Annotated in this window: 10 protein-coding genes; all 10 read left to right on the top strand. The window is 45.1% G+C overall.

Features of this window, described 5'->3' with window-relative positions; genetic code table 11:
• The first annotated feature begins 17 nt into the window (after positions 1-17).
• Positions 18-983 carry an ABC transporter permease gene (locus GQF01_RS14485; RefSeq protein ID WP_161407524.1) on the top strand — a complete coding sequence of 322 codons (966 nt, stop codon included), beginning with the start codon at positions 18-20 and terminating at the stop codon, positions 981-983.
• A gap of 1 nt (position 984) precedes the next feature.
• Entirely contained in the window at positions 985-1,854 is an 870-nt protein-coding gene (locus tag GQF01_RS14480) for a carbohydrate ABC transporter permease (RefSeq protein ID WP_161407523.1), read from the top strand.
• Positions 1,855-1,882: 28 nt separating this feature from the next.
• A complete protein-coding gene (locus tag GQF01_RS14475) occupies positions 1,883-2,341 on the top strand; it encodes a VOC family protein (protein ID WP_161407522.1) in 459 nt (152 codons plus the stop codon).
• Between the two features lie 21 nt (positions 2,342-2,362).
• Positions 2,363-2,872: a VOC family protein gene (locus GQF01_RS14470; protein WP_161407521.1), complete on the top strand. Its 510-nt coding sequence runs from the start codon at positions 2,363-2,365 to the stop codon at positions 2,870-2,872.
• Positions 2,869-3,567, top strand: coding sequence for an SDR family oxidoreductase (locus GQF01_RS14465; RefSeq protein ID WP_161407520.1), 699 nt, complete (start codon positions 2,869-2,871; stop codon positions 3,565-3,567). Before GQF01_RS14470 ends, GQF01_RS14465 begins: the two co-directional genes overlap by 4 nt.
• A 30-nt stretch (positions 3,568-3,597) precedes the next feature.
• Positions 3,598-4,254 (top strand): ThuA domain-containing protein, encoded by a 657-nt coding sequence (locus tag GQF01_RS14460; protein ID WP_161407519.1) that lies wholly within the window; start codon positions 3,598-3,600, stop codon positions 4,252-4,254.
• A gap of 238 nt (positions 4,255-4,492) precedes the next feature.
• On the top strand, positions 4,493-9,037 hold the full coding sequence (locus GQF01_RS14455; protein ID WP_161407518.1) for an S-layer homology domain-containing protein: 4,545 nt from the start codon (positions 4,493-4,495) through the stop codon (positions 9,035-9,037).
• Positions 9,038-9,238: 201 nt separating this feature from the next.
• Entirely contained in the window at positions 9,239-11,032 is a 1,794-nt protein-coding gene (locus GQF01_RS14450; RefSeq protein WP_161407517.1) for a cache domain-containing sensor histidine kinase, read from the top strand.
• Positions 11,010-12,608: a response regulator gene (locus tag GQF01_RS14445; RefSeq protein WP_161407516.1), complete on the top strand. Its 1,599-nt coding sequence runs from the start codon at positions 11,010-11,012 to the stop codon at positions 12,606-12,608. Before GQF01_RS14450 ends, GQF01_RS14445 begins: the two co-directional genes overlap by 23 nt.
• 271 nt (positions 12,609-12,879) lie before the next feature.
• Entirely contained in the window at positions 12,880-14,223 is a 1,344-nt protein-coding gene (locus GQF01_RS14440; RefSeq protein WP_235959698.1) for an ABC transporter substrate-binding protein, read from the top strand.
• Positions 14,224-14,285 lie beyond the last annotated feature (62 nt).

Below are 14,285 nucleotides of genomic sequence, written 5' to 3'. Positions count from 1 at the left end.
GAAAGGAAAGTGCTTTTATGAAAGCGATCAGTCTAAAAGGGAAAGAGCCGTTAACACAATCATTGATAGCGACTGAGCGCAGAAGCGCTCTCCGTACTTGGAAGAGGGGAATTCCGCTTTACCTAATGATACTTCCGGGGCTGATTTATTTTATTATTTTTAAATATATGCCGATGGCGGGAATCGTCATTGCTTTCCAACAATTTGATCCTTTTGAAGGATTTCTTAAGAGTGATTGGGTAGGTTTGGATAATTTTCGAAAACTATTCGGAGAACAAGACTTTCTGAAGCTTCTGCAAAACACATTGTTGCTAAGCTGCATGAATTTAGTTTTGTTTTTTCCAGCACCGATTGTATTAGCCTTACTTATTAATGAAGTTCGATTGAAATGGTTTCGAAAGCTTGTGCAGACCGTTATTTATGTGCCTCACTTTTTGTCCTGGGTTATCGTCGTAAGTCTCACCATTCTCTTGTTCTCCGTGCAAGAAGGGGGGATTAACAAGCTACTGGTAAACTGGGATTTTCCGCCAATTGCTTTATTAACGGATAGTGATTATTTCCGGTTCCTCTACGTTTCGCAAAGCATTTGGAAGGAAGCGGGTTGGAGTGCTGTCATTTTCTTTGCGGCATTAGCATCCATAGATCCAACTCTATACGAAGCGGCAGTCGTCGACGGCGCCGATAGATGGAGACAATTGTGGCATATTACGCTGCCAGGATTACGAACAACCATCATTATCTTATTCATTCTGCGAGTAGGATACTTAATGGATACCAGTTTCGAACACATCCTTCTGATGCAGAATCCAACTAACCTGCAATTATCTGACGTCTTTGATACCTACGTATACCGCGTGGGCATCTTACAGGGAGACTTTAGCTATACCACGACAGTAGGCTTGTTCAAATCTTTTATTGGGTTAAGTTTAATCTTAATTGTGAACCGTGTAGCCAAGAAAATCGGGGAGGAAGGGGTCTATTGAAATGAAGTCGCATGATTTTAGAGGCAGAGATCCTCTACACCAAACCGTGGTCTATTCGCTACTGGTTCTCGTCTTAATTATCGTACTGATCCCATTTATGTATGTTGTTTTTGCATCCTTTGCGACCAAACAGGAAATTTTAACACGAGGCTTTTTCCTAATACCCAAAGTTTGGACATTAAATGCATATGCTTACTTGATGGAAAATAAAAACTTCCTGACATCCTTTAAAAACTCTGTCTTTATTGCCGTAGTTGGTACGACGATCAGTATGGTGCTCACAACTTTGATGGCCTATGGGTTATCCAAATCATGGTTAAAGGGTCGCAAGGTGCTAAATTTCATGGTTCTGTTTACGATGCTGTTCAGTGGTGGCATTATACCGCTATATCTGCTTGTAAAAGGTTTGAACCTGCTTGATTCTTACTGGTCTTTGTTTTTGACAGGTGCTATTGTTCCATTCAATCTCATTGTCATTCGCAGCTCATTTCAGAACTTCCCAAGTGAAATTGAAGAATCTGCACGCATGGACGGGTGTTCGGAATTCAAGTTGCTTTGGAAAATAGTGCTTCCACTTTCGATGCCGGTTTTAGCAACCTTCACGCTCTTTTACACGGTTGATTATTGGAATTCCTATTTTAACTCTATTCTTTATTTAACTTCTGCTGACAAAATGCCACTCCAAGTATTTCTTCGTCAAATGCTGATACAGCCAAGTGAAAATATGGGAGCAACACAAGAAGGGCTTGAATTTAGTCCGGCAGTTCGCATGGCTGCGGTTGTATTCACCGCAATTCCACTGCTCGTTGTATATCCCTTTCTACAAAAATATTTCAATCAAGGTATGCTGCTAGGCTCTGTAAAGGGCTAATAAAAGCAAATAAAAGGAGCTAAAAAAAATGGAAAAGAACTTGTTGGGTACTAATTTTATTACGCAAATCGGTATTTTAGTTCATGATATTGAAAAAACATCTCAGGCGTATGCTGACTTCTTTGGAGTGAATAATCCAGGCTGGTCCCTTACTGGTGCAAGAGATGTGGCACAGACCGAGTATAGAGGAGAGCCTTCGGAAGCCAGAGCAAAGTTGGCCTTCTTCAATATGGGCTCGCTGCAATTGGAGTTAATTGAGCCAGATGAGAAGCCTAGCACTTGGCGTGAATATTTGGATGAGCACGGCGAAGGTCCGCATCATATTGCCTTTAAGATTGAAGGAATGAGAGATAAAGTCACAACACTGGAACGTAATCAAATGCCTCTTCTGCAAAAAGGGGAGTATACCGGTGGAAGATACGCCTATATCGATACGTTTGACACCTTAAAAGTTATTGTTGAGCTATTGGAAAACGATAAGAAATAATGATTACGAGGAGCATCAAACATGGATCATATTGAAAATAATCAATTGATGAAAATCGGCATTATCGTAGACAACATTGAAGAGGCGAGTCAACACTTTTGTGAATTGTTTGGTAGTGAGAAGCCCGTCATTCGCATTCCTGATCTGAACCATGTTCCGCAGCATTCAGAGAGCGGATATACGTGGTATCGGGGAACTTTCATACCGGGTAGAGTCAAGATCGCCAATATGCAAATGGGCCCAGTAACTGTAGAACTGCTGGAGGCCTATGATGAACCAGGGCCTTGGAACGAATTTAAGCAGCAATATGGGCAGGGTGTTCATTTTATTACGTTCACGATTCCCGGCTTTGAGCAGCATATCGATTTCGTGGAAAGTAAAGGATTCCCGCAAACCCATAAGGGGGAATATGGCAAAGGGAGATACAGTTATTTTGATACAATAGCTAAACTCGGAGTTACGCTTGGCCTTCAGGAGCTTGGCGCTCCAACGGATACTCCTGTCATGCCGCAGTCAGGGGGCCATGTATGAAAATAGTTATAACCGGTGCCAACCGTGGGCTTGGATATGAACTGACAGCAGAAGCTGCACAAAGAGGACACGAGATTATTGCTGGAATTCGGTCCGAAAATCCTGATGGGAAATTGCTGGACTTGATAAATCGATTTCCTGGTCAGATTGAGGCGGTAGAGCTAGATGTATGCCGCGAAGAGACGGTTGATCGCTTAGCCAATTCGCTAACTGCGAAAGGGCAGTCGGTAGATGCCATCATTAATAATGCCGGCATACTGCTGGGCAGAGGCGTTTCTATTGAAGAACTGCAGATGGAGGACGTTGCTCAGAGCTTTGAGATTAATTTGTTTGGACCGATGAGGATCATTAAGCATCTACTACCGTTGATGCCCAGTGGCAGTTCGCGGGCTGTCATCAACATTTCTTCAGAAGCTGGCAGCTTGTCTAATGCATATGGCGGTGATTATCCTTATGCAATCTCGAAAACAGCCATCAACATGTTCTCTAAGCAGCTCAAAAAATATGTAAAGGGCAGAGAAATACGTGTCTTCGCACTTCATCCCGGTTGGATCAAGACGGATATGGGCGGTGATAAGGCGCCCGGTGATCCAGTGGAAAGCGCAACGGGGATCATGGATATTCTGGAAATGAAAAAGGAGATCGATCCAGATCACTTTTTCATCAATTATAAAGGTGAACCGATGCCAATCTAGCACGCTGCAGATTATGGAGGAATACAACGGATGAAAACCATCTATGCAATCGTTGGGGATTATTATCATGCTGAAAAACCTATCCAAACAGCTCTGAACCTGGCGCTGGAACCTCTTACAGAAGGCGGTCAATATCAGCTAGCGTACATTTCTGCTCAAGATTTAGTTCAACGTTTAGATGAGGCGCCTGCTGCTGTAATCTTGTTCAAAGAAGATAGACTAAACCCAAATGATGCGGACGTAAAGCATTGGTTAACCGAAGAAGTTTCGGTAGCGATATCCCGTTATGTTGAAGGGGGCGGTGGTTTGCTTGCCTGGCACTCAGGGTTAGCTTCCTATCCGCCGGAATCTGCACTTGTCCAAATGCTGCGAGGATATTTTGAATTTCACCCATCGAAGCATCAAATGGTCAGTTATCAAGGCACATTACCTTCGGATCAATCCCGAGAAATATCGCTAGACATTATGGATGAACATTATTTCGTTCATTGTGATGAGGAGCATACTACCGTTTTTCTTAGATCACATTCTGTAGACGGTGACTCCATTGGTGGCTGGACACACGCTTATGGTAGCGGAAAAGTGGTCTGTCTAACGCCAGCTCATAACATAGAGGGCTTGCTTCATGAAGGAATGCTAGCGCTGCTTCGAAGCTCGATACAACTTTTGCTGCTTCGAGAGAAATGATTTTGTAACGTGCCTATCTACGAAAATAAAAGAGCTCAATTGCAATCATTACTGCAATTGAGCTCTTTTTTTGTTTCATTTACGTGCCAATAAAGCAAGCGCAAGACGGTTCTTCCACATCGCTTTAAAAAGTGCACTCACGTCTTAAATTTCCGCACTCCCAAAAGGAGGTAACTTGTTTATAATGAGGGCGAGGTTCGCAAGGTTACCCATTATCGCAAATATGAGGAGGTTCGAAATGAAGTTTAGAAGCGCAATTCAACGGCAGCGGGTTGGCACAGGCACAAGGATGATGGCTGCCTTCTTGGCGGTCATCATCTTGGCCTATTTTGTGCCAGTTTCAGCGCATGCAGCTGTGGTGCCGACAGCAACGGATACGGTCACAATTATGGAAACGACAGGCAGCAATGGATTTACTCATCCCGGTGTTGGTTTGACAAAGCAGATATTAGATAATATGAGGCAGCAGGTTATCGACCAGAAGGAGCCTTGGTATTCGTATTACAAAGCAATGACGGTGTCGTCCAACGCATCGACGACGGTCACTTCGAGTAACGCAATGCCAACGGATCCATCTAAACCGGCATCCGTTGAGGTCAACGGGAAGGGCGCGTTTGTTGCAGATGGATTGAAAGCGTATACACAAGCGCTCATGTTCTATATCACTGGTGACGAGGTATATAGGGCCAATGCGATGCAGATTATCCGGATTTGGGAGCAAATGGACCCTACGAAGTATACGTACTTTACCGACTCTCATATTCATATGGGTATTCCGCTCAACCGGATGGTCACGGCGGCCGAAATTTTACGCTATTCGAGCACGCAAACACCTGCCTTGCAGTGGACGGCGAAGGATACGGACGATTTCACGAACAATTTAATCGTGCCAGTAACGGAAACGTTTTTGCATGGTAACAACTATTTTATGAACCAACATACCTATCCACTGCTCGGGGCGATGTCGGGGTATATTTTTACCGATAACCGGGCGCGTTACAATGAAGGGATTGAATGGTTCACCGTGAATAAAACTGCAGCAGATCAAGGCATAAACGGTTCGATCAAGCAGTTGTTCCGTTCTGTTGATACGAACGCAGTGACAGGTGAGCATTTGGAAGAACCGGTTATCCAGCACGTAGAAATGGGAAGGGATCAGGCGCATGGCGGCGGTGATTTGACAAATGCAGCAATTTTGGCGCGGTTATTAAATGCTCAGGGTACCAAGGTAGATCCAGTAGACGGTACAGTATCGACAGCGGCGAATGCGGTGGATTGTTTTGATTTTTTGGATCATCGGATTCTAAAAACAGCCAATTACTTCTGGCAATATATGCTGGGGTACGAAACGCCATGGACACCGGTTCCTTATAAAATAGATGAAAACGGCGTTACGCAAGGTATTTATCGTGTTATTTCTGACTCCTATCGAGGGCGAATGACGTCGACGCAGTTTTGGGATATTTATTACTACTACACGTATGTAAAAGGGATTAATGTCGCAGAGGCGGCACCGTACTTCTATGAAGCCTTCACGAAACGCATTCCATCCAATTATTATTATCAGGGTACACTTAGTCAGGCTTGGGAAAGCCCGGATGGCGGAGGTGATTTCTGGATCTATACACCAAAGGCGGCGGAAGCCGAAGGGGCGACTTATCTGCCAAAGGAGATGACCAGCGATACGATCGTTGAACTGGAGGATCGGTACACGTCCTTCGACCATCACTCGGAAACGAAGCAAGAAGGCACGACTTCCTATGTAGAAGTGACAGCAACGTCGGAAGGGAGTACGATTGCTCCACTGAACTTCTCGTACGCTGATCGCTCGACGTCCCGGATCATCGGGATTAAGTTTCGGACGAACGGTATAGCTACATTAGATCTCAGCAAAGAGAGGAATTCGGCGCCATTTTATAACGTAACACTTCCTAATACGAACGGGGAATGGCGCTATATGCTCTATGATATGGGCATTAGTCAAGTCACCTATAGTCAAGTTGACAGCGTATACAGCATCATGTACATGACGGTAAAAGGTGACGGCACGACTGTGGACCTCGATCATTTTAACGTGAAGGCGGGAACGCAGCTATCTGCACCATCGTTCAAAAGCGGCAAGTCGGCGGCTACAATTATCGCCTCAATAGGGATGCCTATCTCGCTGGATTTCTCTGCGACTGACAGCAATCCGGCGGATACGGTGACATATGAGATGATGAACGCGCCAGCGGGTGCCAAGCTGGATACAAGCAGCGGCGCGTTTACGTGGACACCGGGAACAGCGGGGAACAGCACGGTAATCGTAGTTGCGAGTGATGGAACCTCAGTGTCAACGAAGGAGCTTGAGCTTGTCGTGACGAATGATCGTCAAAGTGCGGTGGATGCGGCGATTATAGCTTACAATCCTGTTGCGGGTTATGTGGCGACGTCACTAGAAACGTATCAGAATGCTTACAATAACGCAATGGCACAAATCGGGACAGCGACGGATGCTGAATTTTATCTGAAGCTGCAAACATTGCGGAGTGCGGTGGTCGGTCTTCAGCTGTTAACGCCTCATCTAAGTGATGGCAGTCTTGATTACACCAAAATGGTCACTTCCACTTTCGGCACTTCGATTACTGATCTGATCGATAATAACGATAACACTTTCTCGGTGTACCAATTGGCAGGGGATTTGTATCATACCATTGATTTTGGTTCGAGTTTCAAAGTGGCAGCAAGCGCTTTCGAGATTCAGGCGAGAAGAAGCTTTCCGGAGAGGATCTCGGGACTGACGTTATTTGGCTCCAATGATGGTGAGACATGGACGCGGTTAACTGACGGATTGACGAACAATTCGGAGGATCTGCAAAGGTTGAACGTGAAAGAGGCGTACAAGAATACGAAGTTCCGTTTTATTAAAATGCAGGTGATTCAGCCGCCGCCAAGCACGACGACGACACCGACGAATATGCTGGAAGTCGCCGAATTCAGAATGTACGGAGAGCGGTATGAAACGGTTAGCCAAATAGAATCGGTTAGCCTGAGCTCACCGCAGGCATTTATGAACCGGATTGTGCCAGGCAACACGATCAACTTGTCTTGGAAAGCGAAAGAGCCGATATCTCAGGTGACTGTGAAAATAGGCGGACTAGACGCTGCTATAAGCTCTACGGACAACGTGAACTGGACGGCTACACTTGCTTCGAATGCGGTGATGCCGACTGGCACCGTGAAGTTCGCCATCAACTTCAAGCAACAGGATGGCAGCGATGGAGATACGGTTTTCTTGACAACGGACAACAGCAAGCTGTTTCTTGTGGACGATTCGAGGCTACTGAACAATGTGACAGGAATTACGTATTTGATTGATCCGACCACCACAACTGGCAGGCCAGGCAATACGGCGGAAACGCTCAAACAGACGAACTACTTATTTGATGCGAATGCCAGTACGTCTTCCGATTTCCGTAACGGCTCGAATGGTGCCGGGGGTTATGTGACATTTGATTATAAACAAGACTTCCGGGCTTTATTGTCAATGGTTGAAATTATGGCTAGACAAGATCAAGTAGCCAGAATCAAAGGCATGGTGGTGCAGGGCTCGAACGATAATGCGACTTGGACGAATTTGACGTCAGGAGCTGCTTCTACCTCTGAATGGCAAAGTTTTAAGATCAGCAACACGACGCCTTACCGATATATCCGGTTATATAATTCCGCCTCTTGGTTCGGCAATATGGCGGAAGTTAGGTTCCATGGCAGTGTCATTGATGTGAATGAAGCGCCGATCGAAGTGCCGGATGTGTTGGTAAACAGTATACAGATTTCTAGTGTGACTAATGCTGTCTATGTGGGCGATACATTGCAAATGGTGGCTTTGGTTAGCCCGGTTGAAGCGACCAATCCAGCGGTAAGCTGGTCTGTCACTTCTGTGGACGGTCAGGCGAGCATTGATCCGGTGACAGGTGTGTTCCTGGCAAGAAGTGCAGGCACCGTGACGATTAAAGCGACAGCGACGGACGGTTCGCAAGTCGTAGGTACGAAAACGGTGACGGTGCAATCGCACCAAAGTAACGGCTCGGATACACCGAATTCGCCGGACACAGCGGCGCCACCGAGTAGGGAACCTGAGACAGAGACGACTCCGGAGAAGGAGCCTGAGATTAAAGCGGAAACTACTTTTTCCCGAATCATAGACGAGAAAACGCTGGTAGAGCTTATCAAGGTGAAACTTGCGCAGCAGGACGGCGGCGTGCCGGCGTTCAATGACACGAGCAAGCATTGGGCACTGGATACCGTGAGCGTGTTTACGAAGCTAGGCGTTATTCAAGGCTACGCCGATGGTTCGTTCCGACCAGATGCGAGCATGACTCGCGCAGAGTTCGCGACTGTCATTGCGAAACTGTTCGGTTTAACCACTAGCACGCCGGCACCCCTGTCTGATGTGAAACAGCACTGGGCTTCTGCAGCCATCAATGCCTTGGCGGGAACTGGTATTATTAGTGGGTACGGTGACGGTACGTTCAGACCGGACCAAGAGATTACGCGCTCAGAGATCATCGCGATCATAGCGAAGCTGGCAAACTTGAAGCCGGCAACTACTAACGCTGGATTCACTGACATCGACGGCGCGTGGAACAAAGAGCAGATTAATGCTGCGGCGCAGATGGGGATTATCGAAGGCGTTTCGGAAGGTAGCTTCTCTCCGGCAAAAGTGGCGACACGGGCTGAAGTGCTAACAATTCTTCTGCGCGTGCTAGAATTAAATAGCGAGTTGAAGGCGCTGCTGCATTAAGTTGTGGGCTTATTAACCGTCAGGGCATTCGTGCTCTGACGGTATTTTCTTCGTTGCCGCTATTGTTGAAAGAGGAAATTTCGTTTCATTCCTAAATGTCTTAAAAAAGCACACATCCACATTAAATTACAACGGTAGTATAACGTGCGAATTCTGTTAAAATAGACGTATTCTAAATTCACAGAATGAGGCGGTTCACTAATGGCATCGAACCCTTTTCGTTTGCACAAAAGCATTTTTTCCAAATTTACACTTTCTTTCATATCGGTAGGTCTCATTCCGCTGCTTATTCTCAGTTATATTTCATTGCAGACGTTCAGTGGCTTTATGGAGCGTTATGCGACGAACAACTATGAGCAGATGCTGCTGTTTGCGAGCCGAAATGTGGACGATATGTTTGTTAAGTACAACAGTATCTCTAAACTCATGTACTCTTACGGTGTTGGTGGGCAGTACGGGCAATTAGGGCAAGCCATTGCTGCACAAAATAAGGAAAAGGATTACCGTTTAACGACGACGATCAATGATTTTTTACAAACGATTTTATATACCGAACGTAACTTGCAAAATGTCTTTTTTGTTCAGCCGGACGGGACTTTCCAAAGCATGACCAAGAACAATGTTGCTCTGGATTACCAATATCAATTCCCGAGGGTTGAGTGGAAGGAGCAAATGAAGCTTAATCGTAATGGTCTCGGCTTTTTTTCAACGCATAAGCAAGATTATTATATGGGGACGACGGATCAAGTCATGACGTTTAGCCGTAATTTAACAGATGTCTTGGGGTCATCTAAGGTCGAAGGCGAAATTGTCGGGACGTTCTATATGGACGTAGGTTTAGGTGTATTTAATGAAATATTTAAGCAAATGGTTCTGAATAAAAAGGATACCGTTTACGTTGTTGATAAACTAGGAATTATCCTGTACAGCAACCAGACAGAGCACATTGGCACTGTTTATCATGCGAATACATCGGAAGACTTCTTGCATCTGCAGCAGGAAACAGCTGAGAATAGCATTCAAATTGTCGGTGAGTTCTATAAAAAAGAACTTTTTCTCAAAGTAGAGCAGCTCATTCGGACAATTACAATCGTCATAGGCTTGTGTATGATTTCTTTAATTGTGGTAGCAGTTTGGTTCTCTAACCGCTTCTCTAAACCGATTCGCAGTATTACGCGAGAAATGGCAAAAGTGGAGTCAGGCAATTTCAATACACAAGTGACCGTCAGGACAGCGGATGAACTAGGGCTTCTGTCGCATGGTTTTAATAAAATGGTTGGACGTTTGAAAGAATATATTGACGTTGTGTATGTTGCACAGATTAAGCAGAAGCAAGCGGAGCTGAACACACTAAAAAGTCAGATCAGACCGCATTATTTGTATAATACCCTCGAAGTGATTCGGATGAGTGCTGTTGCTGATGATGCTAATGAAGTGGGAGACATGATTCTGTCGTTATCCCATCAGCTTAAGTATGTACTCGATTACGGCGAAGAAACCGTTGGAATCCGGGCTGAGAAAGAAAATCTGGAGAAATATTTCCACTTAATGGTCATCAGGTATGGCGAGCATAGATTAAGCCTTGATTTCCGGTTCGATGCGGATTTGATGGATTGCGCTATTCCGAAGCTCTCGCTGCAGCCCATCGTCGAAAATGCCATATATCATGGTATTATGCCAAAGTCAGGGAAAGGTACAATTCGTATTTCGATTGAAAAGCTGCCAGACAACCTGTTAAGTATCACAGTGGATGATGACGGTATTGGGATGAGCGAGGAGACGCTTGAACTTGTTCGTCAGAAGCTGGCTGTGGGCAGCGCGCTGGATACGGGGAGCAGTATTGGGTTAATTAATGTTCATGAGCGCATTGTGGCGCTGTATGGGCAAGATTATGGCGTTGAGATCAATAGCAGTCAACATATTGGGACTACCGTTCGTCTTGTCATTCCTTTAACGAAAGAGGTGAATATCCGTGTTGAAAGCCATTCTAGCTGATGATGAACCGATCATTATCAAAGGGTTAAAAAAGCTCATTCCGTGGGAAGAGCTAGGGATTGTAATCGTGGGTGAGGCGATGACAGGCAGAAGCTTGATGGAGCAAATTGAAGACACTCAGCCTGATCTTGTCATCACGGATATAAGTATGCCAGACGGCTCGGGTATCGATGTCATAAAAGAAGTACAAAGACGGCAGCTGCGTACGAAAATTGTTTTCATCAGCGCCTACCAAGAGTTTTCCTATGCGAAAGATGCGCTTGCCTTCGGCGCGGTCGATTATTTGGTGAAACCGATTGAAAAGCGACTGCTGCTCGAGGCTGTAGGCAAAGCGATGACGCAGTTGCAGGAAGCGAATGAAGAACAATCCTCGAAAGGCAAGCTGGCTGTTTATGAACAAAAAGATAAAAAGACGCAGCTCGAGGAGTTATTCGACAGGCTTACCCAAGGGGATATTCGGTGGGATGAGGCACAGCGTAAGCTGCAAGCTTTGAACACACCATTTCCGGGCACATGTTTCAGCGTGCTGTGTGCAGAGCTTGAGCATGTACAACTCCAGGATGGCAGGTGGGGGGAGCATGAGAAGCGTCTGCTTGTGTTTGCTGTATCCAATTTGTTGACAGAGCTGATCCAACTATACGGCAACGGTCTCGTCATTCGAAAAGGTGAAAATTTATGCGTTATTGTGAACCACATGGTTGTAGAAGATGATTTGCAGCGACTTGCGAGCGAAATGCGGGATAAGGTTTTATTGTATCTGAAAATTCATATGACGATCTGTATAGGTATGCCGGTCATCAGCCTTCAGGACATCAGGAAATCCTATCTTTCAGCCGTGGAGACGATGAGCTATAGCTATTTTGAAAAGGAAGGGGCGATCTTGTCCTGGTCTCAGAACAAGCGGCCTGACAGCTCAGAACAGATTTTGGCAGATGCCAAACAGGCTGTAATGAAAGCGGTCATTGCCAAGGAAAAGCAGCAGGCACTCGTACTTTTGGAAAGCTTCTTTGAGCACGCTGCAACCAACGCGAATGGTCGCAAAGAATCAGCCGTATTATTCGTATATGCTTTATTAAAGGAGTTAATGGAGGAGATGTCCTCTGTTGGGCTCGACCTTCAGGTTTCTGCTGAGCAACGGAAAAACTGGCAACAACAGATGCATCAATTTTACCGTTTTAGTGATCTTATCGCATTCATAACGGCCCGCATTATGGACATACTGGATCAAGTAAACACCGCAGGCGGCAGCCGTGAAGCACAACAAATGAAGATGATTAAGGAATATATTGAGGAGCACTATAGTGAAAATATAACGCTGGAAAGCATGGCTTCCCAAGTGTTTATGAATCCCTATTATTTTAGCAGCTTTTTTAAGAAGCACATGCATGAGAATTTCAAGCAGTACGTTACGAATATTCGGATGAAAAACGCCGTTCGTCTGCTCTTGCAAACGGATTTGCTCGTTTACGAAATTGCTGAGCAGGTCGGGTATCATAATCCACGGCAATTCAGTGACATGTTCAAGAAAAGCTATGGCAAGCTTCCGCAAGAATATAAGAGCCAAATCAAAGGGTAAAGTGACGAAACTTTTGGTTTTCCTGGAGACAGCTTCTGCTTTAGCTTCGATTCGAAGCGTAGTGGGGCTGTTTTTCCATGTTGGTGTAAGCGTTTGAATTCCGTTTCACTTTCTTAAATTCATGCATATCGAACTTAAAAAACTTCATTCTAAACGATTTGGGCGTATGTTAGTCTTAAATCAAGAAACAGAACAGTACTTGATGCGTCAAAAACACACAGCTCGCGCTGTTCATAAACAGCTACATATTAAAGGGAGGTTACTTTCAATCATGGTTAAAACTTTTTCTAAAGTACTCGTTGGATCGACAGCTTTAGCACTCATTGTGGCTGGCTGCGGTAACAGCAGTGATACCACTACTTCAACTTCGAGCACTGCACCGGCTGGCACAACGGCAGCAACTGCGGCTTCGAAGAAAGATGTAACATTCAGTGTTATTTATGCGACAGGTGATCCAGCAACGAAACAAGCAGTCGCCGATTCCATAACAGCGTTTACCAAAGCTAATCCTCATATCAAAATTAAAGATCTGAGTGAAACTACAACGGCTTCATATCTAGATTTCATAAAAACGAAGGATGCCGTTGGGGAATTCCCGGATTTAATTGAAATGCGTGATACACAATTGTTTGCAGATAGCGGTAAAATCGCTGAATTACCTAAAGATTTGCAAAGCTTGTTCGACACAGTACCTCAAGTAAACGGTAAGGTTTACAATGCACCAATTTCTTTGCCGGCACCACAAGGTATTATTTATAGCAAAAAAGCTTATGCGGATGCGGGCATCACAGAAGAGCCCAAAACGTATGCTGACTTTATTGCCGCACAAGAGAAGCTGAAAGCAAAAGGGATTTCACCAATCGTTGTAGGCGGTAAAGATATTTTCCATTGGGGCTTCTGGATCAATAAATTCTTTATGGACGAAATGCTTGCTCAAGACCCACACTGGAATTCCAAACGTTCAGCAGGTAAAGCAAGCTTCACAGACGCAGGTCCGATGAAAGCGATGACCTTATTTACAGAACTTTTCACCAAGGGATATGTAGACAAAGGATTTATGAGTACTGCTGATAACCAAACAGCATCGATGTTAGTAACGGGTAAAGCGGCAAGTCTTTATTCTGGTCCTTGGATGTTCCCACAGATCGCACAAGCAGATCCGAAGTTTGATTTCGGCTGGTACCCAGTTCCTGATCAAAATGGTGTCGTCAATGTTGTCGGTCTTGCACAGCCATCCGGTTGGTCATTCTCAGCGAATGCGATAAAGGATCCTGAGAAAACAGCGGCAATCAGTGAGTTCATCACATTTTTCTTCAGCAAAAATCAGTATGCGAACTATTTGAAAATAGCAAGTGCAATTCCATCTACGAAAGAGAAAATTACGTATGAAGCAAGTCCGCAACTGCAAGAAGTTCTTACCATGATGGCAGATCCTAAAGTCGTTAAAACGCTGCAGATTAATAGTTTCTGGGGTGATGACCAAATGCCGCCAACTTGGCGCAACTGGTTTTATAAATTGGCGCAAGACTGGTTAGTTAAAGGTGATTTCAGCGTAGATTATATGAAAAAAGCGGATGCGGAATGGGATGCTGCTATTAAAGCAATGAACAAATAAAATGCGGCTTTCGATGGAGGAACCTCTGCCCACAGCGGAGGTTCTCCTTCTAAGTCGGTCGG

Source organism: Paenibacillus silvestris (assembly GCF_009882985.1).
Taxonomy (GTDB): Bacteria; Bacillota; Bacilli; order Paenibacillales; family NBRC-103111; genus Paenibacillus_E; species Paenibacillus_E silvestris.
This window is presented reverse-complemented; position numbering and strand designations above follow the sequence as displayed.